This is a genomic window from Acidovorax temperans, assembly GCF_028596105.1.
Classification (GTDB): Bacteria; Pseudomonadota; Gammaproteobacteria; order Burkholderiales; family Burkholderiaceae_C; genus Acidovorax; species Acidovorax temperans.
Genome location: NZ_CP117193.1, coordinates 33,093 through 59,301 on the forward strand (window position 1 = coordinate 33,093; position 26,209 = coordinate 59,301).

The following is a 26,209-nucleotide window of genomic DNA, read 5'->3' on the forward strand; positions in this document are numbered from 1 at the left end:
AAGGATGGTGCGTTGCAGCATGATACAGTCGCAGGTTGCCATGTCCCAAGCCCGCGGCCAGACAATCTGTTCATGGCAAACGGGTAACTACCATCCTTCCCTGAGAGAGACCTCATGAAGATTCACGAATACCAAGGCAAGGAAATCTTGCGTCAATTTGGTGTGCCCGTTCCGCGCGGCATTCCCGCTTTCACGGTGCAAGAAGCCGTGGAAGCTGCACAAAAGCTCGGCGGCCCCGTGTGGGTGGTCAAGGCCCAGATCCACGCCGGTGGCCGTGGCAAGGGCGGCGGCGTGAAGGTTGCCAAGACCATCGATGACGTCAAGAAGCTGGCTGAACAAATCCTGGGCATGCAGCTGGTCACGCACCAGACCGGCCCTGAAGGCCAGAAGGTCCGCCGCCTGTACATCGAAGACGGCGCCGACATCAAGAACGAACTGTACGTTTCGCTGGTGACCGACCGCGCCACGCAGAAGGTGGCCCTGATCGCTTCGAGCGAAGGCGGCATGGACATCGAAGAAGTGGCTCACTCCACGCCCGAGAAGATCGTTACCGAAATGATCGATCCTCTGGTTGGCATCACCGAAGCGCAGAGCCGCAAGGTCGCCGCCGCCATCGGCCTGACCGGCGCTTCCATCGACCAGGCCGTGGACATCTTCGCCAAGCTCTACAAGTGCTACATGGACACCGACGCGTCGCTGGTGGAAATCAACCCGCTGAACTGTGACTCCAAGGGCAATCTGATGGCCCTGGACGCCAAGTTCAATTTCGACGCCAACGCCCTCTTCCGCCACCCCGAAATCGTGGCCCTGCGCGACCTGGACGAAGAAGATCCGGCCGAAGTGGAAGCCTCCAAGTTCGACCTGGCCTACATCAGCCTGGACGGCAACATCGGCTGCCTGGTGAACGGCGCCGGCCTGGCCATGGCCACCATGGACACCATCAAGCTGTTCGGCGGCGAGCCCGCCAACTTCCTGGACGTGGGCGGCGGTGCTACCCCCGAGAAGGTCACCGAAGCCTTCAAGATCATGCTGAAGAACCCCAAGGTCAAGGGCATTCTGGTCAACATCTTCGGCGGCATCATGAAGTGCGACACCATCGCCACCGGCGTGATCACCGCTTGCAAGGCCGTGAACCTGAACGTGCCGCTGGTCGTGCGCATGAAGGGCACGAATGAAGAGCTGGGCAAGAAGATGCTGGCCGAGTCCGGCCTGCCCATCATCGCTGCAGACACCATGGCCGAAGCCGCGACCAAGATCGTTGCTGCCGTCAAGTAAGCCCGGAGAACATACATGTCGATCTACATCAACAAAGACACCAAGGTCATCACCCAGGGTATCACGGGCAAGACTGGCCAGTTCCACACTGAAAAGTGCCAGGAATACGCAAACGGCAAGAACTGCTTTGTCGCTGGCGTGAACCCCAAGAAGGCTGGCGAGTCGATCTTCAACATCCCGATCTACGCCTCCGTGAAGGAAGCTGCGCAGCAAACCGGCGCCACCGTGTCGGTGATCTACGTGCCTCCAGCAGGTGCTGCTGACGCCATCTGGGAAGCTGTGGAAGCCGACCTGGACATGGCCATTTGCATTACCGAAGGCATTCCAGTCAAGGACATGCTGATGGTGCGCAACAAGATGAAGGCCAAGGAAGCTGCTGGCGGTAAGAAGACCCTGCTGCTGGGCCCCAACTGCCCCGGCCTGATCACGCCTGACGAAATCAAGATCGGCATCATGCCCGGCCACATCCACCGCAAGGGCCGTATCGGCGTGGTGTCCCGTTCGGGCACGCTGACGTACGAAGCCGTGGCCATGCTGACGGAAGTGGGCCTGGGCCAGTCCACCGCCGTGGGCATTGGTGGCGACCCGATCAACGGGCTCAAGCACATCGACGTGATGAAGGCCTTCAACGACGACCCCGACACCGACGCTGTGATCATGATCGGCGAAATCGGCGGTCCAGACGAAGCCGAAGCTGCCCAGTGGTGCAAGGCCAACATGAAGAAGCCTGTTGTGGGCTTCATCGCAGGCGTCACAGCCCCTCCCGGCAAGCGCATGGGCCACGCTGGCGCGCTGATCTCTGGCGGTGCCGACACGGCTGACGCCAAGCTGGCCATCATGGAAGAGTCGGGTTTCGTCATCACCCGCAACCCTTCGGAACTGGGCAAATTGCTCAAGGCCCAGCTGAAGTAATCCAGCGGTTCCAGGCCAGCCCATGGGTTGGCCTGCCAAGTACCGTTGATCGCACCCGCCACCGTTTGGTCGCGGGTGCTTTTTTTTGCTGTTCAGGCAGACCTCGATACTCGGACAAGCTTGAGAGATTGGTGTGACAAATTTGTCGCTACGAGGGTGGCAGGCGACAAAGAGCGGCACCGCCAGAGTGTCGGGCGCCCTGGCAAAGCTGGTGGGGGAGCATCTATCCGCCGTGCGGCGAATGGGCTTAATTTTTGCTTTTTACATCCACTCACAGAGTTGAACGTAGATTGCAGTGGCCAGAAAATTACCGGAGCGCAGGGCAGAACCAAGGCGGTGGACAGGATGGATCAGCGCCGCCACGGCCCTGGCTTTGACGGGAGGCTTGTGGCTTGCGGGAGTGTTGCCTCAGGCCCAGCAGATCTTGTACGACACTGCTGTGGCCCACGCTTCGCCCGGCGCGATGAGCGAGGCGGTGCTGGTGGACATTGATGCCCGTAGCTTGGCAGCCGCTGGTGGTAACTGGACCTATGACAACCATGCCGCATTGATTGACCGCTTGGCCCAGGTTGGCGCCAGCACCGTGGTGTATGCCGTGCCATTGGACCCGCCTGCCACGCCGACCGATGCACAAGCGCTGGTGAGCAGCATTGCCCAGGCCCAAAATGTGATCTGGCCAGCGGTATTTGCGGACAAAGGGCCAGCCGCTTCACTGCCACCGGCTTTTTATCGCAGTACATTGGCAGCCCTTGGCGGTCGTGGGCCAGCCATGGTGCCTGTGCAGATGGGGCCTTTTGCGGAGGCTGCTGCAGGGGTGGGGCATTTGCAATGGAGGGCTGACAGCGATGGCATTCTCCGGCAGGTGCCTCTGGTACTAAGCCACGATAACGTGGGAGTGCCTGCGCTTGCGCTGCTGGCCGCCCAGCGTGTGTTGCATCTCAGCGCCGAAGATATTTCTTGGAGAGGCGGCAGTTCCAGCCCTGGTCTGCTGCTGGGCAGCTTGGCGGTGGGGGTGGATGCGGGTGCGGTGATGCGCCCTGTATTCGGCGCAGCCCTGCCTCGGTTGGCGGCAGCCGATGTGGTGGCTAACAAAGTGCCACCCGCAGCCCTGCGCGACAAGACCGTGGTGGTAGGAATGACGGCAGGGCCGCAAGCTGCTGTGTGGACCGTACCGGGTGGCTCGTCTTTGCACACATCCGATGTGGTGGCCCAGACCTTGGTCGGATTGCGTGTGGCCCGCTCCGTGACGGCTCCGAACTGGGCCCACACCCTGGCATGGGGTGCGGTGGTCGCCATGGCTTTGGTGGTTGTGGCGCTGCCCGGTTTGCGCACAAGAGCGGCTTGGGGCGTTGCACTGGGGCTGGCCACGTTGCTGCTGGCCATGCAATGGTGGTGGTTGCAACGCGCCTTGCATATGGTGCCTCTTGTGGCCGCCGCCGCAGTGGTGCTGTGGGGGCAGTTGCTGTGCAGTATTTGGGCTGCATTACCAAAACGAACGCCGGGTGAAGTGCCGCAAGGCTCAGCCGATGCCGAGCGCATGATGGCGCTGGCCCTGCATGGTCGTGGTGAGTTGCTGCAGGCCTTTGAGCGCTTCAAGTTATTGCCGACCAGCGACGCATTGAAGGAAAACCTCTACCACCTGGGCAAGGACTTTGAGCGCAAAAAAGACTTTGCTCTGGCCAAGAAGGTGTTCAAGCATCTGGTGCATCGCGATGCCGAATACAAAGATGCGCGCGCACGCTACCGCCATGCCAAGACCCACTTGCTGGCCCAGGCAGGCATTTCGCCAGGCCATGGCGCTGGCAGTAGCTTTGGCGAAGGTGCTTCGTCGCTGCCTGCCGCCGTGCAAGAAACGCTGCCGCGCCAAAAGGCCTCCGGTGCATTTGCGCACTATGAGCTCAAGCACGAGTTGGGCAAGGGCGCGATGGGGGTCGTCTACCAGGGGCGAGACTTGCGCTCAGGCCGAATGGTGGCGATCAAAACCTTGGCCCTGCACCAGGAGTTTGAGGGGGCTGCGCTGGTGGATGCACGCGAACGTTTTTTCAAAGAGGCGGAAGCCGCAGGGCGGTTGGAGCACCCGAACATCGTGACCATTGATGGCTCTGGGGAAGCGCAGGGGCTCGCCTACATCGCGATGGAGTTCGTGGCCGGCACGGACCTGACCGCTTTCACTCAAACCCCCCACCTATTGCCGGTGGCGCAGGTGTTGGCCATTGGCGCTCGGGTAGCAAGTGCCTTGGACTATGCCCATGCACACCATGTCGTGCATCGCGATGTCAAACCCGCGAACATCATGTGGGACCCTGCCACCGACACGGTGAAGGTGATGGATTTTGGAGTAGCCCGTATTACCGATGCGAGCAAGACGCGCACGGGCATCGTGCTGGGCACGCCCAGCTTCATGTCGCCTGAACAGCTGTGTGGGGCCAAGGTGGATGGGCGAACAGATCTGTACGCGTTGGGTGTGACCTTGTTCCAGCTGCTCACGGGCGCATTGCCGCTGCGAGCCGAGTCGATGCCAGAGCTCATGCACAAGATCGTCCATGTGCCAGCGCCAGATGTTCGCACGCTGCGCCCCGACTTGCCCGAGGCCGTAGCAGCACTGGTGGCCAAGGCGTTGAACAAGCGGCCCGAGGACCGTTACCAGACAGGTGCGCAGCTGGCGCAAGCGCTTACGCACGCCATGGACAACGCTCTGCAACAAAGTATTGGCGAAGTAACTGCGGCAGTCGTCTATGATCCAGACCGCCCCCCTGCAGAGCAAAACATGTTGCTGACAAAAACCACGGTGCTGGAGCACCCACAGCAACAAAGCCCAGCATCCAGGCCTGTGGCTGCCCCTGTGGGATGACGCGCTTCCCAATCCATGACATACGAATTTTTCGCCCAAACCGACCGGGGGCGCGTGCGCGCCAACAATGAAGACGCAGTGGCTGTCGATCGGGAAGCCCAGGTGGCCGTCTTGGCTGACGGCATGGGCGGCTACAACGCGGGCGAAATTGCCAGCGGAATGGCCATTACCTACATTGGCACGGAAATGGGTCGCTGGCTGGCCCAGGCCGGGACTACGCCCCCCGCCACGGATGTGCGGCGGGCGCTGGAGTTGTGTGTGGAAAACGCCAACCATGCCATTTTGGGCGCTTCGCTGTCCAACCCGCAGTACTCCGGCATGGGTACCACGTTGGTGGTGGGCGTTTTTCAGTGCGATCGCCTCATCCTCGGCCATATCGGGGATTCACGCTGCTACCGCTTGCGCGCAGGGGTTTTGCAGCAAATCACGCGAGACCATTCCTGGTTGCAGGAACAGGTCGATGCAGGCATATTGACCCGGGAGCAGGCAGCTGCGTCGTCCAACCGCAATTTGGTCACCCGCGCGTTGGGCGTAGAGCCGCATGTGCAAATGGAAGTGAACGAATTTCAAGTGGCGCCCAGCGACCTGTTTGTGATGTGCTCTGACGGTTTGACCGACATGGTCAACGACGAAGAGCTGGCAGATTTGCTGCGCACGCCTGGCTCTCTGGAAGAAAAAGCAGGGCTGCTCATTGACACGGCCAACGCCCACGGCGGTCGTGATAACGTCAGTGTATTGCTGGTGCAGGCTGCTGCCGGAGGAAAAAAACGCAGCCTCATGTCCCGTCTTTTGGGCTCTGCCTGACGGACAGCAACATAACAAATCATCAAATCAGGAGTAGATCATCATGCCCAGAATGATCGTTTCGATCGACGGCGTCGTCATCAAAGAAGTGCAACTCACCAAAGAGCGCACCACGCTGGGCCGCCGCCCGTACAACGACATCGTGATCGACAACCTGGCGGTGAGCGGCGAACACGCGGCCATCCACATGATGCCTGATGGTGTCGAGATTGAAGACCTGGGGAGCACGAACGGCACCTACGTCAACGCCAAGGCAGTCAAGCGCCAGGAACTGCGCAACGGCGATACCATCGAGGTGGGCAAATACAAGATTCGCTTCTTGCAAGATGCAGACGCCCAGAACTTCGAGAAGACCATGGTGTTTAAGCCGGGAATGGCTCCGGCGCTGAATGCGGCGGCAAGGCCCGGTGGTGTGGTCGCGCCTCCTGCCCCTATGAATGCCGTCATCCGGGTGCTCTCGGGCGCAGCGGCTGGCCGTGAAGTCGCCTTGCACAAGGTGGTTACCACCATCGGCAAACCCGGTGTTGCCGTGGCGTCCATCACCAAGCGCATTCAGGGCTTCGTGCTGGCCCATGTGGAAGGCCCGGACATGCCTCTGCTCAATGGCGTGGCGATTGGCTCCACCCCTGTCCCGCTCAAGAGCGGCGACAAGCTGGAACTCGCGGGCACCGAAATGCAGTTCGAGCAAACCTGACCGATGTGACGGCCTGGCCTCTGGCTCCTTGCCCGGGCTTGGTCAGTTGAGCCCATGCGCAGCTCCCTGTTGTTTCGCCGCTGGCGCCGCGTGCTGCTCACGTTGATTCCGCTGGCACTGGCGCTTTTGCATGTTTCGGCCGCCATGCCCCTGCCGCTGCTGGAGCGGCTGGACCAGTTCATCTACGACGCCCGCCTGCGCCTGGGGATGTCGCGAACCCTTGACGAGCGCATCGTTATTGTGGACATCGATGAAAAAAGCATCGATCGCATCGGGCGCTGGCCCTGGGGCCGAGACAAACTCGCAGACCTGACCCAAGAATTGTTCGCACGCCAGCGTGTGTCTGTGGTGGGCTTTGATGTGGTGTTTGCCGAGCGCGACAACAGCTCCGGGCTGGCATCCCTGCGCGCCTTGGAGCGAGGGCCCTTGGCCAAAACTCCTGGCTTTGCCGAGCAACTGGCTCGTTTGGCCCCTTCCCTCGACCACGATGCCTTGTTTGCTCGCAGCCTTCATGGTCATGCGGCGGTGCTGGGCTACTACTTCACCAGTGATCGGCAGGGGCATACCCAAGGTGCGCTCCCTCTGCCGGTGGTGACTGGCGCCCAGCTGCGCGGCAGGCCGTTGGCAGCCACCACCTGGAATGGTTACGGAGCCAATCTCAGCGAATTGAATCAGGCTGCCGCTCAGGCTGGGTTCTTCAACACCATCAGCGACAGCGATGGGGTCGTTCGCAGCTTGCCACTGCTGGCCGAATACCAGGGCCAGTATTACGAGTCGTTGGCTCTGGCCATGTTTCGCGCCATGATGGGCGGGCCCACCGTGGAGCCCGGCTTTCCGGCGACGGCTTCTCTCGGCACCCATGACACACTGGAAAGCGTGGTCTTGGTAGACGGCACGCGCCGCATGGCTTTGCCCGTGGATGAACGGCTGGCCATGCTCATCCCTTTCCGCGGCCCCGGCGGCCCCGAGGGCGGTTCCTATGCCTACATTTCTGCCAGCGACTTGCTGGAAGGAAAAATAGCGGAAGGTACCCTGGCGGACAAAGCCGTCTTGATCGGCACCTCGGCCCCGGGGCTGCAAGATGTGCGTACGACCCCGGTAGGCCCGGTGTATCCCGGCGTAGAAGCCCATGCCAGCATGCTGACGGCACTGATGGACGGCAGCACTATCGCTATCCCAGATTACGCACGCGGTTTCGATGTTCTTCAGCTTTTGATGGTGGGGCTGGTTCTTGCGTTTGGGCTGTCAGTGCTGCCGGCTGGCCCCGCGTTGTTGCTGAGCGCAGCGGTGTTCCTCGCTCTGACCCTGCTCAATTTCTGGTTGTTTCGGACGCACGGGCTGGCAATGCCGTTGGCAACCGCCCTTGCGCTGGTATTCACAGCCACAGCGGTCAACATCGCCCATGGCTACTTGTTTGAAAGCCGGGCCAAACGCGCTCTGGCTTCGCGTTTTCGCTCTTACGTTCCGCCCCCACTGGTGGATGAGATGCTCAAGCATCCCGAGCACTACAGCATGCAAGCAGACAGTCGGGAACTCACGGTGATGTTCTGCGACATGCGAGGCTTCACGGCCCTGTCTGAATGCATGCCCCCGCTGCAACTGCAAGCGCTTTTGAACCGGGTGTTCACGCGGCTGACCGAAGTCATCCAGGGTGAGCGGGGCACCATCGATAAATACATGGGCGACTGCGTGATGGCCTTCTGGGGCGCTCCTGTGCCTGCACAAGACCACGCTGCCTGCGCTGTGCGCGCGGCTCTGGGCATGGCCCGGGCAGTCGAGCAACTCAACCAGGAACATCGCGCGCAAGGCTTGCCGGAAATTGGCGTTGGCATTGGTCTGAACACGGGGCTCATGTGCGTTGGTGACATGGGCTCCAACATTCGTCTGAGCTACACCGTCATCGGCGATGCGGTCAACCTGGGTTCGCGCCTTGAAGGGCTGTGCAAGACCTACGGCGTTGCCATCATCGCCAGTGAATTTACCCGAAGCATGGCACCAGGCTTTGTATGGCAAGAACTGGACCGTGTGCGCGTCAAAGGCAAAGCCCAGAGTGTGAACATCCACACCCCCTTGGCCGACCAGAGCCAAGCGTCTGCGCTGAATGCTGATGAATTGGCCTGCTGGCAGCAAGTGCTTGCACACTACCGGGCCCAAGACTGGGCACAATGCGGCCAAAGCTTGGCCGCTTTACGGCACCAGGCGCCCCAATCTGTGCTCTATGCACTGTATGCGTCCCGCCTGGAAGAGATGATGTCCCGCCCTCCTCCTTCGGATTGGGAGGGTGCCACCCATTTCGATACCAAATGATGGATGGAAAAGTTCTCAGCGTGCCCATGAGAGGAACACTTCCGTGAAAGTCCGCGTTCTCGGCTGCTCAGGCGCCATCGCCCGCGATTGCCGAACCACGTCTTTTCTGGTCAATCACAACATCCTGATCGATGCAGGCACTGGCGTGGGGGATTTGACGCTGGAAGAAATGCGCCAGATTGACCACGTCTTCCTCACGCACTCCCACCTCGATCACATCGCCGCATTGCCGCTGATGCTCGATGCCGTCTCATCGCTGCGCAGCCAGCCTGTGCAGGTGCATGCACTGGCAGCCACCATTGCCGCGCTGCAGGCGCATGTCTTCAACAACATCGTTTGGCCTGATTTCAGTTGTGTTCCCTCCGCTCAGTCGCCGTTTCTGCGGTACGTACCCCTGGCCGCTGGTGAGACCGTCACTGCTGGAGGGCTGGTGGTGCGGGTGCTGCCAGCCGTGCACAGCGTGCCGGCTGTGGGCTACGCTTTAAGAGGCCAGCACGGCTGGTGGGCCTTCAGCGGAGATACCGAACGCAACCCGGCGTTGTGGAGCGCGTTGGAGCAGCTTGCCGAGGCCCCGCTGCCCCAACTTCCCGTCGCTGCGCTGGTCATCGAAACCGCCTTCAGCAACCGCGAAAGCGACCTCGCGCGCCGCAGCCAGCACCTGTCGCCCACCACACTGGCTGCCGAACTGGCTTTGAGAGTACCCACGGCCAGCTATCCGATCTACATCACCCACACCAAGCCATCCGAAACCGAACTCATCCTCCGAGAAATCAACCGGCTAGATCTTGACGGGCATACGGAGATTGGCTGGTTGCAGGTAGGTCAGGTGTTTGAGGTGTAACCGGAACGCGTTAGCTGACATTCATGGTTGAACAAAAATGTCAGGGCGAGTCTGAATTTGAGGTGAATCGCCCGCAAGCACCCCTGTTAGCTCCGTACGCAAGCCGTATCCCCGCGACCCTCATGACTACTGATGCGTAGGGTGAAGCTGGCACGCTATCTGCTTTATGTGAACCAGCCTGTGGGGCGATCCACAGGTATGAATTGCAACTTAACCCGAGGAGAGATGTATGAAGCGTTCCCTGCAAAAAGGTTTTACCCTGATCGAACTGATGATCGTTGTCGCGATCATCGGTATCTTGGCTGCTGTGGCACTGCCTGCGTATCAAGACTACACCGTGCGTGCACGTGTCGCTGAAGCTATGGGTTTCATTGCCGATGCCAAGCTGGCTGCTAATACCAACGCCACCAGTGGTGCGGTTGGCTACGCTGAAGGTTATGGCACAACCCCTGCCACTGGTGTCAACAATGGCACCACGACTGTGAATAGCAAGAACGTGACGAATGTGGTGTTGAGTGGTACCACTGGCGTGATTACCGCCACCACCACGGCAGCCGCTGGTAATGGTACGTTGATCGTGTCGCCCTACACCGGCGGTACCGATGTGGTGGGTACTGGCGGTACTGCTCTGGTAACGGCTGTGGCTGGCACGCCACTCCCCACACCGGCATCACAAATCAAGTGGCGTTGCAAGGCGGCTGGTGCAGTGGGTTTTGGTACCGCAGGCACGCTGCTGAACAAGTACGCACCGGGCGAGTGCCGTTAATCTGTCGGCATGTTGTTGCCATTCAATTGGCACTTCACACTTAGCAGAGATCAAGAGGATTCCACAAGCTGGAATCCTCTTTTCATTGGGGCGGTGAAACGGGTAGGCACTCAGTTCGCATCAATCTTGGCAGGAGTTCGCTGTGCGTGCTTTCCAAACAGGTTTTACCCTGATCGAGTTGATGATCGTAGTTGCGATCATTGGTATTCTGGCCGCAGTGGCTTTGCCCGCCTACCAAGATTACACCGTTCGCGCGCGCGTCTCAGAAGCCATGGGGTTTATTGCCGAGGCAAAAATGGCTGTTCACAACAATGCCAACCACGCTGCCATGGGATATGCTGAAGCCTACGGAACAAGTCCCGCTGTTGGCGTTGCCGACGGTATCCTTACAGTGAATAGCCGAAATGTGGTCGATGTCCAAATTTCCGGTACAACTGGGGTGATTGTGGCCACCACATCAGCATCCGCCGGCAATGGCACCTTGGTGGTTTCGCCGTATACCGGTGGTACCGATGTGTTTGGTACCGGGGGCGCGGCATTGGCAACGTCAGTGGCCGGTACCCCTATTCCAACGCCGGTATCAGCAATTAAATGGCGTTGCAAGGCTTTAGGGGCACTGGGTTTTGGTCTGGCAGGAACCATGCCTAGCAAATATGCACCGGGTGAGTGCCGTTAGTGGGGCGCGCAAAGTTTTTGTTGAGTATTCGTGGTTTTCGACAGATTGCGTATTTGTTTGGCGTTTTTAACAATGATCAGTCGACCTAGAATTCGCGCTGCATTCCACGCCTTTAGCATTCATTTAATTTTGAGCTTGGCCGTCGCTGCGCTCATGGCTTTTTTAGTGCTGGGAATATGGTTTCCTCACCCGTTGCGCTATTTGGCTGGTGGAATAGATTTATTCTGGATTTTGATTGGTGTGGATGTGGTGTGTGGCCCTTTTTTGACGGGATTGTTATATAATCCCGCGAAACCGCGGCGTGAGTTGATCATGGATCTCGCGTTAGTTGTTATCATTCAATTGGCAGCGCTGATTTACGGTATTTACAGCATCGGCCAGGCACGGCCAGTAGTATTGGTTTTCGAATCTGATCGTTTTGTCGCAGTGACCGCAGCACAGGTCGATACTGCTAATCTTCCCCAAGCATTGCCTCCATGGCAGTCGCTTTCATGGAGTGGCCCTGTTTTGTTGGGTGCACGCAGAGCCAGGGACGGCCAGGAAACCCTGAAGAGTATTGAATTGTCGTTGCGTGGCTTGGAACCCAGTGCTCGCCCAGATTGGTGGCAAAGCTATGATGAGAGTCGGCCAGCAGTCCGGCAACGCATGAAAGCATTGTCAGTCTTACGAACCGTGCAAGTGCCGGAGGCGCAGTCCGCGATTGATGCTGCAGTAAAAAAAACAGGCCTTCCCATCAATCAAATTCACTATCTCCCATTGGTTAGCAAAAAGTCTTTAGACCAGTGGGTAGCATTGCTAGATGCACAGGCCAATATCATCGGATATGCCCCAGTGGACGGTTTTTAATTTTTGCGACTAGCAAAAAATCCGAGACAGATGTTAGTTCTGTTGAATGATTCACTAGATGCTAACGTTGTAAGTATTGGCCTAGCAGGCTGCTGAAATACTCTCCCACCCACGGGCACCTTCCCAGCACCTCGCGCATTTCTCGCGTCAGCTTTCCGCGTTTTGAAACTCAACTTGGAATACGCGCGTTTTCCGCCTCCCCCGGCCCGTTTTCTCGCCCTTTTGTCCTCACGCCAGCCCTCGCAGACGGATTTGCCCCAAGCTGCGCATGCGCGTGAGGTTGTAGCCCGCCATCGTCAGCACAAACAGCTGATCAACCTTCTTGATCCCGCGCACCAGCACCTGGCGCATGTGACCCACCGTCTTGGCCCAGCCAAAGCCTTGTTCGATCAGCTTTCTCTTTTGCTGGGAGATGACGTAGCCTTCGCTGCCCGCGATCCTGTCAGGCACCGCCGATTGACGCCCTGATTTGTTCTGCGCCACATGGGGCAGCACGTTCATCTCTTGCAGCGCGTCGATGAACTCCCTGGCGTCGTAACCCTTGTCTGCGCCCAGCGTGATCGTGATGGGGTCATCGCCGGGCAGTGCCTGTCGCGCATCGTTGATCATGGCCTTGGCCGCTTCGCGCTCTGCATATCCGTCGGCCTGTGTGACCACGGCGCTGACCACCAGCCCGTGGCGGTTGTCGGTGAGTGTGTGGCCCATGAAGCGCAACTCGCTGGCCGTCCTGCCTTTTCGGTACAGCCTTGCGTCCCCGTCCGTGGTGGATTCATGGGTGTCGTTGCTGCGCTTTTGGTCTTTGAAGTTGCCCGCGTCGGTATCGTCGTCGCCCTGGCGGTCTTTGCGCACAAAGCTCTTGTGGCCCGCCCAGGCCTGGATCAGAGTGCCGTCCACGCTGAAGTGTTCGCCCGATAACAATTCCTGCTCTTGGGCTTGCTGCACGATCTGGTTGAAGAGCTCGATGACCGCATCGTGCTCGATCAGGCGTTCGCGGTTCTTGCTGAAGACAGTGGGCACCCAGACCGCATTGTCCATGGCCAGGCCGATGAACCAGCGAAACAGCAGGTTGTACTGGGTTTGCTCCATGAGCTGGCGTTCTGAGCGTACGCTGTAGAGCACCTGAATGAGCATGGCGCGCAGCAGTTTCTCGGGGGCTATGCTGGGGCGTCCACCTTTGATGTCGGCTGCGTACATCTGGGCAAACAGCCCATCCATGTTTGCCAGCGCCTTGTTGACCATCACGCGGATCACTCGCAAGGGGTGATCTGCGGGCACGAAGTCATCGAGATGGCGCATGGTGAACAGGCTCTCGGTGAAGGTGTCGGCTCCGCGCATGTCTTGCACTTCTATCTTGCCGGTGGTGTGCCTTGATTGTCCTGGCAAGACGTCAACCGGGAAACGACGGTGTGGGGTATTTCAGCAGCCTGTTAGTGGTGCTGGTCAAGCTGCCACACCCCAACCCGGCTACGGCCGCACATTTGCTCAAGGCATTCAGCGACAAGCTCAATGCAATTGCCAGCCCGATGCGCCAGAGCCTGACCTACGACCGAGGCCGCGAGATGGCCGAGCACGCCAGACTCACTCAGAACACAGGCATGAAGGTGTACTTCTGTGATCCGCACAGCCCCTGGCAGCGCGGCTCCAACGAGAACATCAACGGGCTGGTGCGACAGTACCTTGCCAAGGGCACCGACCTGTCCGTCTACACCCAGAAGCAGCTTGATGCGATTGCCGACGAGATCAACAACCGCCCCCGAAAGGGCCTCGGGGTACGATCACCGCTGGCGGTCTATCGGGAACTAATCCTGAACAGCCCGCAGCACTCCACCCTCATTCATTGAAACCCAGGGTGTTGCACTTCAGTTTTGAATCCGCCCAGAATTACCATAATTACCCCCCCAACCTTGTTCACATCAACTTCTTCGTTCCTGCCAAAAACTTCCTGATTTGCCTCCATGCTTTTCAGTAACGTGGATATCGCTTATCACCATCCCCCGGTCCACCGCCTTGCACATGTCATAAATCGTCAGCAGGGCGATCTGCACTGCGGTCAGTGCTTCCATCTCCACCCCGGTTTGCCCCACCGTTTCCACGGTGGCTGAGCAAAATATGCCGCAAGCGCCCTCCGTACGTGCGCTGGCAGCTTCAAATTCGATAGCAACCCGCGTCAGGGCCAGGGGGTGACACAGTGGGATCAAATCGCTGGTTTTCTTGGCGGCCATGATGCCGGCGATGCGGGCGATGCCCAGCACATCGCCTTTCTTGGCGGTGCCCGATTCGATCAGCGCGAGGGTTTCGGGCTGCATTTCGATGCGGCCGGTGGCCACGGCGATGCGGTGCGTGGCGGCTTTGGCGCCGACGTCCACCATGTGGGCCTGGCCTTGGGCGTCGAAGTGTGTGAGGGGGCTGGTGGCGGTGGCTTCTGGGGTTTTGGATGTCATGGTCGAGGGCTCTCGGTGCACTTGGTAGCAACCACGTGCGAAACAATTCGCGGGTCGGGGGCATCATACGGTGCAGTGCGCCGCAGTTGGCGCTGTCGCCACCAATGGCGCCAGGGAGACCATGAGTGTTGATATTGGGTAAAAAAAGGCATCTAGCGCACGCCAGTCAAGCGCTGGCAGCTTCTCTTTTGATAGCGATTGGCGTGGCAAGCCCCTTGCCTGCTCACGCACAGGGGGGGCTTCCGACCCTGGGGGATGGCAGCGACCTGACCAGCAGCGAGGAGCGGCGGCTGGGTGATCGCATCATTCGCGAGCTGTACCGCGACCCGGACTACATCGATGACCCGGTGATTGGCGAATATGTGCAGGGCATCTGGCAGCCGTTGATGGCGGCGGCGCGGGCGCGGGGCGAGTTGTCGCCCGAGCTGGACGAGCGCTTTGCGTGGGAGGTGCTGCTGGGGCGTGACCGCACCGTGAATGCCTTTGCCCTGCCGGGTGGCTACCTGGGGCTGCAACTGGGCTTGATCGGGGTGGTGGGCACGCGCGACGAGCTGGCCTCGGTGATGGCGCACGAGCTGAGCCACGTGACGCAGCGGCACATTTCACGTTTGCTCACGCAGCAAAGCCGGCAGACGCCGCTGCTGCTGGGCGCGATGGTGCTGGGCGCGCTGGCGGCCAGCAAGAACCCGGGCGCCACGCAGGCGCTGGTGGTGGGCGGGCAGGCGCTGGCCATGCAAAACCAGCTCAATTTTTCGCGCGACATGGAGCGCGAGGCCGACCGTGTGGGCATGGGACTGATGGAGCCAGCGGGCTTCGCCCCCGAGGGTTTTGTGGGCATGTTCGACAAGCTGCAGCAAGCCAACCGCATCAACGACAACGGCAGCTGGCCGTACCTGCGCAGCCACCCGTTGACCACGCAGCGCATAGCCGACATGCAGTCGCGCTTGCCCTCGGGCGGGTTGACGGCGAGCAGCCCTTCTGTTTTGCTGGCCGAGCATGCCATGGTCACCGCGCGGGCGCGGGTGTTGTCCAAACCCGGTGTGGATGTGCTGCGCCAGTGGGTGGCGGAGCCGCAAGGCACCGGATTTGCCGCGCTGCCGCCTGCGCGGAAGGCGGGCGTGCTGTATGCGGCGGCGTTGGGCTCCAGCCAGCTGCGTGATGCCGCAGGGGCCCGGCGCTGGGCGGGGCAGTTGCAGCAACTGGTCAAGAACGATGCTGCGGCCACCCGGCTGGCAAAACTGCTGAGGGCGGAGCTGGAACTGGCAACAGACGATGCCCCCGCTGCGCTGGCGGCCATGCCACCGGGGGATTCACGCCGGCCCGAGATGCTGCTGCGCACGCAAATTTTGCTGCGCACCGGCCAGTCGAAAGAGGTGACGGGGCCGCTGCAGACCTGGCTGGCGACCCACCCGCGCGATGCGTCGGCGTGGCAGGCCATGGCGGCGGTCTGGAATGCGCAGGGCCAGCCACTGCGTGCAGTGCGGGCAGAGGCGGAAGTGCATGCGGCGCGCTACGACTACGCAGCGGCGGTGGACCGCTTCAAGGCCGGGCAGGATCTGGCACGGCGCAGCACCTCGGCCGACGACCACTTCGAGGCGTCGATCATCGACACCCGGCTGCGCGCCGTGCATTCACTGCTTCGTGAACAGGCCGCCGAGCGCTGACTCGATCACCAGGCCCAGGGCCGAGTAGATGAGCGAGCCGAGCAAGGCCGCCATGAACCCGTTGACGTGAAAGCCGTCCAGCACGCCCGCCGCTGCCCAGAACATGAGCGCGTTGATGACGAACAGGAACAGGCCCACGGTGACCACGGTGACAGGCAGGGTCAGGATCACCAGCACCGGGCGCAGCACGGCGTTGAAAAGGCCAATGACAAACGCGGCAATCAGCGCCGAGCTAAAGCTCTGCACCTGCACGCCGCCATAAACATAAGCCACAAAGAGCAGCGCCGCGGCGCTGAGCAGCCATTTCAGGAGGAGTTTCATGGCCGAAGAATAGCACCGGCCTTGAGGCAGGGCACGTGCCGCAGCGGGCGGGCGCTCAGTCCAGCGCCAAGGCCCACAAAGTGCTGCAGCCGGTGAGCACGCTGCCCAGCACGCCGGGCCAGGAGGATGGTGGTGATGGGCGCTCAGCGGAGGAGTTGACGCCGATTTGCGCCTCGGTGCCCATGCGGGGTTTGCGCGCATCCAGCACCTGGGCAGGGCGGCCGCAGGCCTGTTGGGTTTGCGATTGCAGTTGCTCGGTCAACTCCGCCAAGGGGATTTTGGCCAGCACGGTTGTCACCTGAGAAGGCTGCAGCCCAGCGCCAGGGATGATCTGTGCAAACAGCTTGTCAGCCCATTTGTTGCGCCAGCTTTCGCGGGCGCTGTGGCTCACCCATTTGCTGACGCGGTGCGTCATGCGCGGCGCACAGGCCACCAGCACCCAGTGGCGCTGGCTGGCGGGCTCCTTGGCTGCCAGGGGCGCAAGCAGCTGCTGCGCATGGTCAGCGTCGTCCACGTACACAATGATTTTGTCCATGTCGCAGGCCCTGTGGGTGGGTGAACGGGGTGAAACAGAAAGCAAAAAGGGCGTTGCCCTGCCCGTGCGGCGGGCGGAGGTCAACGCCCCTGGGGGCCGCAGCCTGCATGCAGGCTGCGAACGGCGGGAGCCGCTGTGCAGAAGCGGGGGTCAGCCGTGGGCTGCGCCACCTTCGCCGCCGTCGCCAGCGCGGCGGGACACGATGAACTTGCCCACTGCCAGCACCAGCAAGGCGCCCACGATGTGCGATGCCCAGTACAGGGTGTCGGAGATGACCGCCAGGCCCTTTTCATCCACGCTGCCCCACTTGGGCATCCAGTCCATCACGGCGGGGTTCACGAACGCGGGGTCGGTGACCAGCATGCCGCCAGCAATCCAGCCCAGCAGCATGCCGCCGAAGGTGATGATGAACGGGAAACGCTCCATCAGCTTGATGACGAGCTGGCTACCCCAGACGATGATCGGGATCGAGATCAGCAGGCCCAGCACGACCAGCAAGAACGAGTGCTCGCCTGCGTTCTGTGCGGCACCGGCGATGGCGATCACGTTGTCCACGCTCATCACCAGGTCGGCCACGATGATGGTCTTGATGGCGGCCAGCAGCTTGTCGCTGCCTTGCACGTCGCCGTGGCCGTCTTCATCAGGAGCGAGCAGCTTCACGCCGATCCACACCAGCAGCAGCGCACCGACGAACTTGAGGAACGGCAGCGACAGCAGGGTCATGGCGAAGGCGATCAGCACCACCCGCAAGACGATGGCACCGGCGGTGCCCCAGATGATGCCCTTGGCGCGTTGCGCAGGGGGCAGCTTGCGGCAGGCCAGCGCGATCACGACGGCGTTGTCTCCGCCCAGCAAGATGTCGATGATGATGATCTGGCCCAGTGCTAGCCAGAATTCGGGTGAAGTCAAAAAGTCCATGAAGTCCTCGGTGTCCTAAGGCAAAAGGAGTTTCCCGCTGCTGTGATGGCAAAGGGTCTGTCCTGGCGAGTCAGGCCTGCGGCGGAGGACCTGGAACCTGCCCGCGCGCTGGTGCGCAGGAGCGAGGGACGGCCTTGATCACCCCGCTGCGGGGCCATCAAAGGTCTTGCTCAGTCGGTGTGGCCACGGTGGCTGCACTGACCCGGACCGCCGGAAGCGAGACGCTTCGTACTGACGACGGTACGCTGCCCGGATGCTGCTGCGCGTGCTGGGAGGCGCGTGCATGGCCTGGGCGGGAACTACTCCCCTTCGAAGGGGGTGATTGGAACACCGTCGGGCGGCCGGTGCAAGGGCGCGGGGGTTGTGGGTATTGCGTACGCCCTGAAGGGGTATCAGGGTTTACCAGTGGGTTGGCGGATACCCCTGCACCGCTGTTTGGCGACCTGGGGTCGCTATCATCCAGCCCCCGCCAGCGTCTGCCTGCCCAGGGGCTCTTGCGCTGCGCCCCCATCTTCATGACTGCCATCCACATCACCGACATAGAAGCCGCCATCAACCACTGGCGCCAGCGCTTGCCTTCCAGCGCGGGCATGGCCCTGGCGCCACAGGTGCAGGCGCTGGCCGAGGTGTATGCGCTGATGGTGTACCGCCACGAAGATACGGTGGAAGAAGGCGACCTGCCGCTGGAGGCCCTGGATGCCTGGCTGGGCTGGTACGACACCACGCCCGACACGCCCTGCATTGCCATCTGCTCCACCAGCCAGGGCGACGATCTGTGCAAGGGCTGTGGCCGCACGTTCGATGAGGTGCAGCACTGGCCTGCCATGGGCCCAGCCGCCAAGCGCCAGGTGTGGCGGCGCATCACGCTGGAGCACACGGCCTGGCGGTTCACCCGCTATGCCGAGCGGGCGGCGGAAGGCGCTTCCAAACCGCCTGCGGTGTAGCCCGCCGCCCCTCTGCCGGGGTTCCAGGGGCTGTACGCGAGGCGACCAAACCGCTATGGTGGCCCCTATGCTGCGCCTGACCCAAGCCCCTAATATCGCCATCGCCACCCTGTGGGCCGACTTGCTGTGCGAAGCGGGCATGACGGCGTCGGTGCAGCGGCAATACCTGGGGGCTGCGGTCGGGCACCTGCCGCCGGACCAGTGCCTGCCCGAAATCTGGCTGGATTACGACGAACACGCCCCCCGCGCACGCGCGCTGCTGCAGGAGCTTCAGGATTTGCCGCAGCGCCGCTGGGCATGCCGGTGCGGGGAGATCGTCGAGGGCGGGTTTGAGCAGTGCTGGCAATGTGGCGCGCTGATGCCACGCGACTGAGCATTGCTATTGTTTCAGTAGCTGCTGGCGCTTATCCGTAGGGCGCTAGAAGGCTTTTTGCTGATATCCCCGTCACTTCCAGCGCACGGGCTCCAGGTGCACGCTGCCCAGGTTGCTGCTCAAGGTCAGCGCGCCTTCCTGCACCGTGGCCTGCAGCTGCATGCTGCGCTCGGCCATGGCCGCCATGGCCTGCGAGGCTTCGGTGGGAATGCGCCAGACCTGGAGCTTTTCCAGGCGCGTCAGCTTGGATTCAATGCCCTTCCACCACACTTCCGACGCGTGGTTGAAGCAGTACACCAGCACCGAGTCGGCCTTGCTGCAGGCCTTGGTCAGCGGCTTGTCTTCGGGCTGGCCCACTTCGATCCACACGCGCTTGCGACCGGTGAAGTCGGTGAGCGAGGCGTCCGGGTCATCGGGGTCGGACAAACCGGCACCAAAAGCCAAGGTGGCGTCGCCGTTGCACAAGGTTTGCAGCTGGTGCGCCTGCAGGGCCAGCGCGGCCAGCCGCACCATCATGCGTTCATCCGTCTCGCTGGGGTGGCGCGCCAGGGTGAGGGCATGGTCGGCGTAGTAGCCGTGGTCGATGTCGGCGATTTGCAGGTTCGCCTTGAAGATGGTGGATTTGATGGCCATGCAGCCTCACTATTAATTTGATAGCTGCCAGCGCTTATCAGGAAAGCGCTAGAGGCAAAAAGTATTGAAAGCCCGCAAGTGTTCGCCACAGGCGGTGCCCTGGTCAGTGCAACCGTGGAGCCGGCTTTGCCGGGCCACGGGTTGCGCCCCCCTTGGTGGAAGGCGCGCAGCGCCTCAGGGGGTCACACCCTTCGGGCCAGCTCGGCGGCCTTGCCGGTGTAGCTACCGGGCGTCATGGCCAGCAGGCGGTCTTTTTCGGCTTGCGGAATTTCGAGCGACTGGATCAGCGCGTGCAGCGCCTCGGCCGTCACGGTCTTGCCGCGGGTGACTTCCTTGAGCTTTTCGTACGCGCCTTGCACACCAAAGCGGCGCATCACCGTCTGGATGGGCTCGGCCAGCACTTCCCACGAGGCGTCCAGGTCGGCGGCCAGGGCTTCTTCGTTGATTTCGAGCTTGTTCAGGCCGGTGAGCAGCGAGGTGTAGGCCAGCGCGGCGTAGCCCAGGGCCACGCCGATGTTGCGCAGCACGGTGCTGTCGGTCAGGTCACGCTGCCAGCGGCTGATGGGCAGCTTCTCGGCCAGGTGCTTGAGCAGCGCGTTGGCCAGGCCCAGGTTGCCTTCGGCGTTTTCAAAGTCGATGGGGTTGACCTTGTGCGGCATGGTGGACGAGCCAATTTCGCCGGCCTTCAGGCGCTGCTTGAAGTAGCCCAGGCTCACATAGCCCCAGATGTCGCGCGAGAGGTCGATCAGGATGGTGTTGGCGCGTGCCACGGCGTCGAACAGCTCGGCCATGTAGTCGTGCGGCTCGATCTGGATCGAGTAGGGCTGGAAGGTCAGGCCCAGGCCCAGGGGCTCGGGCGTTTCGATGACCTTCTTGCTGAAGGCTTCCCAGTCAAACTCGGGCCAGGCGGACAGGTGGGCGTTGTAGTTGCCCACGGCACCGTTCATCTTGCCCATGATCTTGACGGCGGCGATCTTGTCGCAGGCCGTTTGCAGGCGCATCACCACGTTGGCCATTTCCTTGCCCACGGTGGTGGGGCTGGCCGTCTGGCCGTGGGTGCGGCTGAGCATGGGCACGTCGGCAAAGGCGTGCGACATTTCGCGCAGCTTGAGCACGATGCGGTCCAGGCCCGGCAGAATGACCTGGTCGCGGCCCGAGCGCAGTTGCAGCGCGTGGCTGGTGTTGTTGATGTCTTCGCTGGTGCAGGCAAAGTGCACAAATTCGGCGGCCTTTTCCAGCTCGGGGCGGGCTTCAAACTTGCTCTTGATCCAGTATTCCACGGCCTTCACGTCGTGGTTGGTGGTCTTCTCGATTTCCTTGATGGCGGCGGAATCGGCCTCGGAGAAGTTTTTCACCAGGCTCAGCAAGTAAGCGCGTGCTCCGGTAGTGAGGGGCTTGAATTCTGCAAAACCTGCATCAGACAGGGCGATGAACCACGCCACCTCGACCTGCACCCGGCGGTGCATGTAGCCGTGCTCGCTCATGATGGGGCGCAGCGCGGCAAGTTTGGGGGCGTAACGGCCGTCAAGCGGCGAGAGGGCGGTGATGGTGGACAGGCTCATGGCGCGCAATTGTAGGCGGGCAGTGGGCGGGCACGTACTGTTGTACCTGCGCCAGTACTCGTCAGGTAGGAGTGATCGGGTGCCGATAGAATCGCCTGCCCAGCCAGCGTGCGCCGTTTGCGTGCGGGCATTCACTTCCTGCTGACCCATGAAACTGATCGGATCCACCACCAGCCCGTACGTGCGCAAAGTGCGCATTGTGCTGGCCGAGAAAAAGCTCGACTACCAGTTCGTGCAGGACAACGTCTGGGGGGATGACACCACGGTGACCGCCTCCAACCCGCTGGGCAAGGTGCCCTGCCTGCTGATGGAAGGCGCCGAGGCCGTGTTTGATTCGCGCGTGATCGTGGAATACCTCGACACCCTCTCGCCCGTGGGCAAGCTGATTCCCTCCTCGGGCCGCGAGCGCGCCGAGGTGAAGACCTGGGAAGCCCTGGCCGATGGCGCCATGGACGCCGGCATTCTGGCCCGCATGGAAGCCACCTGGGTGCACCGCTCTGATGAACAGCGCTGCCAGGCCTGGATCGACCGGCAAATGGGCAAGGTGAACGCGGCCCTCAAGGCCATGAGCCAGGGGCTGGGCGACAAGCCTTATTGCAGCGGCATCCACCTGAGCCTGTCGGACATTGCCGTGGGCTGCGCCCTGGGTTGGCTGGAGTTCCGCTACCCCGAACTGGCCTGGCGCACCGAATACCCGAACCTGGGCAAGCTGATGGACAAGCTGATGCAGCGCCCCAGCTTTGCGGACACCAAACCGGGCGCCTGACGCCCTGGGCCCCAGGGCCTTGCCCACCACCCCGGCGCAAGCTGGCGCGGGCTCCCCGCTGCGGGCGGCGCGGGTATCTTGGGGGGCAAAGCGGGCTGTGGTTCGCTTATGCTCGGCTGGCTATGAACGAACTGGTTAGAACTCCTTTGGTGGGCGAGCCTGCCCCCCGCCGTACTGCACGCAAAGCTTCCGCAGCGGCGCCGGAACGTGGCCGGGTGAACGACCCGGACCGCACCATGGCCAACATCCTGGAAGTGGCCACGGCCGAGTTTGCCGACAAGGGGCTGGCGGGCGCGCGTATCGACGAGATCGCCGCGCTGACCCACACCAGCAAGCGCATGATTTACTACTATTTTGGTAGCAAAGAGGGCTTGTACCTGGCGGTGCTCGAAGAGGCTTACCGGCGCATTCGCCAGATCGAGACGAGCCTGCGCCTGGAAGACATGGAGCCCGAGGCCGCGCTGCGCACCCTGGTGGGCTTCACCTTCGACTACCAGCTGGACAACCCCGATTTCATCCGCCTGGTGATGAACGAGAACATGCACCGGGGCGAGTTCATTCGCCGCTCCGCCACCATCCAGGAGCTGAACGTGCCCGCCATCAACGCCGTGCAGGCGGTGTACGAACGCGGCGTGGCCAGCGGGGTGTTTCGCCCGCACATGGACCCGATTGACCTACACATGTCCATCTCGGCCCTGTGCTTCTTCAATGTGGCCAACCGCCACACCTTCAGCGCGATCTTCAAGCGCTCACTCGACGAACCCGAGGCCCTGGCCCAGCGGCGCGATTCCATCATCGACATGGTGGTGCGCTTCGTGCGTGCCTGACCGCTTCTTTGATGCCTCTGCTGCTGTGGCCCTGCTGGCCCTGGATGGCCGCTGGCGGGCTTGAGGGCAGATGTGCGCGTGAATTCTGGGCCTGCCATTCACCAAGGGTTTGCCCGAATCATTAAAACTAACCAGTTCGTACAAAATAATTCCAGCAGCCGATAACGTTTTGACTGGAGACAACCATGTTCGATTTGGTGGACCGCGTTTTGCGGGGCTACACACGAGCGCTGGACATGCTGGGGGGCTTGTTCCTCGCCCTCATGGTGGTGCTGGTCTTCGGCAACGTGGTGCTGCGCTACGCCTTCAACTCGGGCCTGACCATGTCCGAAGAAGTCTCGCGCTGGCTGTTTGTGTGGCTGACCTTCATGGGCGCTGTGGTGGCCCTGCGCGAACACGGGCACCTGGGCACCGATGCCCTGGTGTCGCGCCTGCCCCGCACGGGCAAGAAGATCTGCCTGGTGCTGGCCCAGGTGTCCATGCTGTATGTGTCCTGGTTGCTGCTCAAAGGCAGCTGGGTGCAGGCAGAGATCAACTGGGACACCGAAGCGCCCGTCACCGGCGCGTCGGTGGGCATCTTCTACGCCAGCGGCGTGATGCTGGGCATTTCCTCCATGGCCATCTTGCTGCGCGACTTGCTGCGCACGCTGCTCACCCACCCGAGCGACCAGGAACTGGTGATGGTGCAGGAAAGCGAAGAAGTGGCCGCGCTGGAGCAGCGCAACCTGGGCGATGTGGCGCCCCATTTTTCGCACGGGCCCATCGTGGCCAAAGACGATTCGCCGCCTGCGCGCAAGCCTTGATGGCCCGCGCCCACCGCCCCCTCTTTCCTGAGCACCGCCGCCCATGACCGTCGCCATCTTCCTCGGCTCTCTGCTGATCGCCATGGCGATTGGCATTCCCATCGCCTACTCGCTGCTCCTCAGCGGCATTGCGCTGATGTGGCACCTCGATCTGTTCGACGCCCAGATCCTGGCGCAGAACGTCATCAACGGCGCAGACTCGTTCCCGCTGCTGGCGGTGCCGTTCTTCATGCTGGCGGGCGAAATCATGAACGTGGGCGGGCTGTCCAAACGCATCGTCAAGCTGGCACTGGCTGTGGTGGGCCATGTGCCCGGTGGCCTGGGCTACGTGGCCATCATGGCGGCGGTGATTCTTGCGGCGGTATCGGGCTCTGCGGTGGCCGATGCAGCGGCACTGGCTTCGCTGCTGCTGCCCATGATGGTGGCGGCCGGGCACGACAAGGCGCGCTCTGCGGGCCTGATTGCCTCGGCGGGCATCATCGCCCCGGTCATTCCGCCGTCCATCGGTTTCGTGATTTTTGGTGTGGCGGCCAATGTGTCCATCAGCAAGCTGTTCCTCGCGGGCATCGTGCCCGGGGTGCTGCTGGGCATCGCGCTGGCCATCACCTGGTGGTGGCTGGTGCGCCGTGAAAAAGTGGCGCCACCCGCCCGCGCCAGCCGCGCGGAAGTGCTCAAGGCCCTGCGCGAATCGGTGTGGGCCCTGGGCTTGCCCGTCATCATTCTGGTGGGCCTGCGCATGGGCGTGTTCACGCCGACCGAAGCGGCCGTGGTGGCCGCCGTGTACGCCCTGTTCGTCGCCATGGTGGTGTACCGCGAACTGAGCTTTGGGCAGTTGGCAGAAATCTTTCAAGCCGCCGCACGCACCAGCGCCGTGGTGATGTTCCTGGTGGCTGCGGCCATGGTGTCGGCCTGGCTCATCACGGTGGCCGACCTGCCCAGCAAGATCATTGGCATGCTGGAGCCCTTCATGGACAACCAGACGCTGCTGCTGGTCGCCATCATGCTGCTGGTGATGATTGTGGGCACGGCCATGGACATGACCCCCACCATCCTCATCCTGACGCCTGTGCTCATGCCCGTGGTGAAGGCCGCTGGCATCGATCCCGTCTACTTCGGCGTGCTGTTCATCATCAACAATGCCATCGGCCTCATCACCCCGCCCGTGGGCACGGTGCTCAACGTGGTGGCAGGGGTGGGACGCATTTCCATGTCGGATGTGACGCGCGGTGTCATGCCCTTCATGCTGGCGCAGTTCATCGTGATGTTCCTGCTGGTGGCCTTCCCATCCATCGTGATGGTGCCGCTGCGCTGGCTGGGCGGCTGAACGCCCTCGCCGCCCTTTTCCTCTTACGGCCTTGCTTCATCCATCCCTACCAAGGAGCCTTCCATGACCCTCTTGAAAACCCTGCTGGCCACGGCGCTGGTGGCTGCCTCGCTGGTGTCGGGCGCGCACGCCCAAGACCGCACCATCAAGTTCGCGTTCCAGAACCAGAAGGATCACCCCCAGGCGCAGGGCGCGCAAAAGTTTGCCGACCTGGTGGCGGCCAAGAGTGGCGGCAAGATCCAGGTCAAGCTGTTCCCCGGCGGCACGCTGGGCGGCGATTTGCAGACCGTGTCGGCCCTGCAAGGCGGCACGGTGGAGATGACGGTGCTGAACGCGGGCATCCTGTCGGCACAGACCAAGGAATTCGGCATTTACGACTTCCCGTTCCTGTTTGCCTCGCCGCAAGAGGCCGATGCCGTGACCGACGGCCCCTTCGGCAAGAAGCTGCTCGACAAGCTCAAGGCCAAGAACTTGGTGGGCCTGGCCTACTGGGAGCTGGGCTTTCGCAACGTCACCAACAGCAAAAAGCCCATCACCAAGGCTGAAGACCTGGCGGGCCTGAAGATCCGCGTGATCCAGTCGCCCATCTATATCGACATGTTCAACGCCCTGGGCGCCAACGCCGTGCCCATGCCCTTCCCCGAGCTGTACACCGCGCTGGAGCAAAAGGCCGTGGACGGGCAGGAGAACCCGGTCACCACCATCCTCTCGTCCAAATTCAACGAAGTGCAAAAGCACCTGGCCATCACGCGCCACATGTACAACCCGCAGGCCGTCATCGTCAGCAAGAAGTTCTGGGACGGCCTCTCGCCCGCCGAGCAAAAGTGGATCAACGACGCCATGGCCGAAGCCACCACGTTCCAGCGCGGCGTCTCGCGCGTGCAGTCGGACGTGGCGCTCGACCAGCTCAAGAAGGCAGGCATGCAGGTGACCGAATTCCCTGCCGCCGAGCTGGACAAGCTGCGCGCCAAGATGAAGCCTGTGATTGAAAAGCACAGCGAAAAGGTGGGCGTCGACACGGTGAAAGAGGTGTACGACACCCTGGCCAAGCTGCGCGCTGCCAAATAAGCGCTGGCCTTAAACACGCACCTGAGCAAGCACCTCGGGTGCGGGCGTTGGTATCGCT

Annotated in this window: 25 protein-coding genes and 1 pseudogene; 19 read left to right on the forward strand and 7 right to left on the reverse strand. The window is 61.8% G+C overall.

What is annotated here, in order from left to right; genetic code table 11:
- The first annotated feature begins 114 nt into the window (after positions 1–114).
- The 10 genes from sucC (at position 115) to tfpZ (ending at position 11,972) form a co-directional block, all read left to right on the forward strand.
- On the forward strand, positions 115–1,275 hold the full coding sequence (sucC, locus tag PQV96_RS00160) for an ADP-forming succinate--CoA ligase subunit beta (protein WP_207373568.1): 1,161 nt from the start codon (positions 115–117) through the stop codon (positions 1,273–1,275).
- Between the two features lie 15 nt (positions 1,276–1,290).
- Positions 1,291–2,187: a succinate--CoA ligase subunit alpha gene (gene sucD, locus PQV96_RS00165; protein WP_207373569.1), complete on the forward strand. Its 897-nt coding sequence runs from the start codon at positions 1,291–1,293 to the stop codon at positions 2,185–2,187.
- A 295-nt stretch (positions 2,188–2,482) separates the two neighbouring features.
- Positions 2,483–5,038 carry a CHASE2 domain-containing serine/threonine-protein kinase gene (locus PQV96_RS00170; RefSeq protein ID WP_273624195.1) on the forward strand — a complete coding sequence of 852 codons (2,556 nt, stop codon included), beginning with the start codon at positions 2,483–2,485 and terminating at the stop codon, positions 5,036–5,038.
- A gap of 15 nt (positions 5,039–5,053) precedes the next feature.
- Positions 5,054–5,842, forward strand: coding sequence for a Stp1/IreP family PP2C-type Ser/Thr phosphatase (locus PQV96_RS00175; protein ID WP_273624196.1), 789 nt, complete (start codon positions 5,054–5,056; stop codon positions 5,840–5,842).
- Positions 5,843–5,885: 43 nt separating this feature from the next.
- On the forward strand, positions 5,886–6,536 hold the full coding sequence (locus tag PQV96_RS00180; protein ID WP_207373571.1) for an FHA domain-containing protein: 651 nt from the start codon (positions 5,886–5,888) through the stop codon (positions 6,534–6,536).
- Positions 6,537–6,590: 54 nt separating this feature from the next.
- Positions 6,591–8,843: a CHASE2 domain-containing protein gene (locus tag PQV96_RS00185; RefSeq protein WP_273624197.1), complete on the forward strand. Its 2,253-nt coding sequence runs from the start codon at positions 6,591–6,593 to the stop codon at positions 8,841–8,843.
- Between the two features lie 43 nt (positions 8,844–8,886).
- A complete protein-coding gene (locus PQV96_RS00190; RefSeq protein WP_273624198.1) occupies positions 8,887–9,684 on the forward strand; it encodes an MBL fold metallo-hydrolase in 798 nt (265 codons plus the stop codon).
- 229 nt (positions 9,685–9,913) lie between these two features.
- Positions 9,914–10,450: a pilin gene (locus tag PQV96_RS00195; RefSeq protein WP_142082702.1), complete on the forward strand. Its 537-nt coding sequence runs from the start codon at positions 9,914–9,916 to the stop codon at positions 10,448–10,450.
- A gap of 142 nt (positions 10,451–10,592) precedes the next feature.
- Positions 10,593–11,126 carry a pilin gene (locus PQV96_RS00200; RefSeq protein ID WP_142082704.1) on the forward strand — a complete coding sequence of 178 codons (534 nt, stop codon included), beginning with the start codon at positions 10,593–10,595 and terminating at the stop codon, positions 11,124–11,126.
- 30 nt (positions 11,127–11,156) lie between these two features.
- On the forward strand, positions 11,157–11,972 hold the full coding sequence (gene tfpZ / locus PQV96_RS00205; protein ID WP_244939044.1) for a TfpX/TfpZ family type IV pilin accessory protein: 816 nt from the start codon (positions 11,157–11,159) through the stop codon (positions 11,970–11,972).
- A gap of 228 nt (positions 11,973–12,200) precedes the next feature.
- Here tfpZ and PQV96_RS00210 read toward each other — a convergent pair whose 3' ends face one another.
- Positions 12,201–13,307, reverse strand: coding sequence for an IS5 family transposase (locus PQV96_RS00210; protein ID WP_273624199.1), 1,107 nt, complete (start codon positions 13,305–13,307; stop codon positions 12,201–12,203).
- Positions 13,308–13,402: 95 nt separating this feature from the next.
- Here PQV96_RS00210 and PQV96_RS00215 point away from each other — a divergent pair.
- Positions 13,403–13,813: pseudogene (locus PQV96_RS00215) on the forward strand (IS30 family transposase); the annotation flags it as partial.
- A gap of 72 nt (positions 13,814–13,885) precedes the next feature.
- Here PQV96_RS00215 and moaC read toward each other — a convergent pair.
- On the reverse strand, positions 13,886–14,413 hold the full coding sequence (gene moaC / locus PQV96_RS00220) for a cyclic pyranopterin monophosphate synthase MoaC (RefSeq protein WP_142082708.1): 528 nt from the start codon (positions 14,411–14,413) through the stop codon (positions 13,886–13,888).
- A gap of 173 nt (positions 14,414–14,586) precedes the next feature.
- On the opposite strand from moaC, the gene PQV96_RS00225 reads away from it, so the two are divergent.
- Positions 14,587–16,077: a M48 family metalloprotease gene (locus PQV96_RS00225; RefSeq protein ID WP_337931944.1), complete on the forward strand. Its 1,491-nt coding sequence runs from the start codon at positions 14,587–14,589 to the stop codon at positions 16,075–16,077.
- Here PQV96_RS00225 and PQV96_RS00230 read toward each other — a convergent pair.
- The 3 genes from PQV96_RS00230 to PQV96_RS00240 form a co-directional block, all read right to left on the reverse strand.
- On the reverse strand, positions 16,045–16,398 hold the full coding sequence (locus tag PQV96_RS00230; RefSeq protein WP_198846094.1) for a phage holin family protein: 354 nt from the start codon (positions 16,396–16,398) through the stop codon (positions 16,045–16,047). The two genes, PQV96_RS00225 and PQV96_RS00230, sit on opposite strands and share 33 nt — an antisense overlap.
- Before the next feature lie 55 nt (positions 16,399–16,453).
- Positions 16,454–16,933: a hypothetical protein gene (locus tag PQV96_RS00235; RefSeq protein ID WP_273624205.1), complete on the reverse strand. Its 480-nt coding sequence runs from the start codon at positions 16,931–16,933 to the stop codon at positions 16,454–16,456.
- A gap of 150 nt (positions 16,934–17,083) precedes the next feature.
- Entirely contained in the window at positions 17,084–17,851 is a 768-nt protein-coding gene (locus tag PQV96_RS00240; RefSeq protein WP_142082714.1) for a TerC family protein, read from the reverse strand.
- A 515-nt stretch (positions 17,852–18,366) separates the two neighbouring features.
- Between PQV96_RS00240 and PQV96_RS00245 the strand changes: the two genes are divergently transcribed.
- Together PQV96_RS00245 and PQV96_RS00250 are read left to right on the forward strand one after the other, a co-directional pair.
- Entirely contained in the window at positions 18,367–18,795 is a 429-nt protein-coding gene (locus PQV96_RS00245) for a DUF3717 domain-containing protein (RefSeq protein ID WP_207373580.1), read from the forward strand.
- 67 nt (positions 18,796–18,862) lie between these two features.
- Positions 18,863–19,168 carry a putative signal transducing protein gene (locus PQV96_RS00250; protein ID WP_207373581.1) on the forward strand — a complete coding sequence of 102 codons (306 nt, stop codon included), beginning with the start codon at positions 18,863–18,865 and terminating at the stop codon, positions 19,166–19,168.
- A 72-nt stretch (positions 19,169–19,240) separates the two neighbouring features.
- On the opposite strand, the gene PQV96_RS00255 is transcribed toward PQV96_RS00250, so the two are convergent.
- Together PQV96_RS00255 and purB are read right to left on the reverse strand one after the other, a co-directional pair.
- Positions 19,241–19,801, reverse strand: coding sequence for a YaeQ family protein (locus PQV96_RS00255; RefSeq protein ID WP_066697922.1), 561 nt, complete (start codon positions 19,799–19,801; stop codon positions 19,241–19,243).
- A gap of 182 nt (positions 19,802–19,983) precedes the next feature.
- A complete protein-coding gene (purB, locus tag PQV96_RS00260) occupies positions 19,984–21,363 on the reverse strand; it encodes an adenylosuccinate lyase (RefSeq protein WP_273624207.1) in 1,380 nt (459 codons plus the stop codon).
- A 148-nt stretch (positions 21,364–21,511) separates the two neighbouring features.
- Here purB and PQV96_RS00265 point away from each other — a divergent pair, with 148 nt between their 5' ends.
- From PQV96_RS00265 to PQV96_RS00285, 5 genes are all read left to right on the forward strand, one after another.
- Positions 21,512–22,129, forward strand: a complete 618-nt coding sequence (locus PQV96_RS00265) for a glutathione S-transferase N-terminal domain-containing protein (protein WP_273624209.1) — start codon at positions 21,512–21,514, stop codon at positions 22,127–22,129.
- Between the two features lie 122 nt (positions 22,130–22,251).
- Positions 22,252–22,956: a TetR/AcrR family transcriptional regulator gene (locus PQV96_RS00270; protein WP_044395041.1), complete on the forward strand. Its 705-nt coding sequence runs from the start codon at positions 22,252–22,254 to the stop codon at positions 22,954–22,956.
- Between the two features lie 185 nt (positions 22,957–23,141).
- A complete protein-coding gene (locus PQV96_RS00275; RefSeq protein WP_273624210.1) occupies positions 23,142–23,759 on the forward strand; it encodes a TRAP transporter small permease in 618 nt (205 codons plus the stop codon).
- 43 nt (positions 23,760–23,802) lie between these two features.
- Complete coding sequence (locus tag PQV96_RS00280) at positions 23,803–25,083, forward strand: TRAP transporter large permease subunit (RefSeq protein WP_273624212.1); 1,281 nt, start codon at positions 23,803–23,805, stop codon at positions 25,081–25,083.
- A gap of 63 nt (positions 25,084–25,146) precedes the next feature.
- Positions 25,147–26,151 carry a TRAP transporter substrate-binding protein gene (locus PQV96_RS00285; protein WP_273624214.1) on the forward strand — a complete coding sequence of 335 codons (1,005 nt, stop codon included), beginning with the start codon at positions 25,147–25,149 and terminating at the stop codon, positions 26,149–26,151.
- Positions 26,152–26,209: the final 58 nt, after the last annotated feature.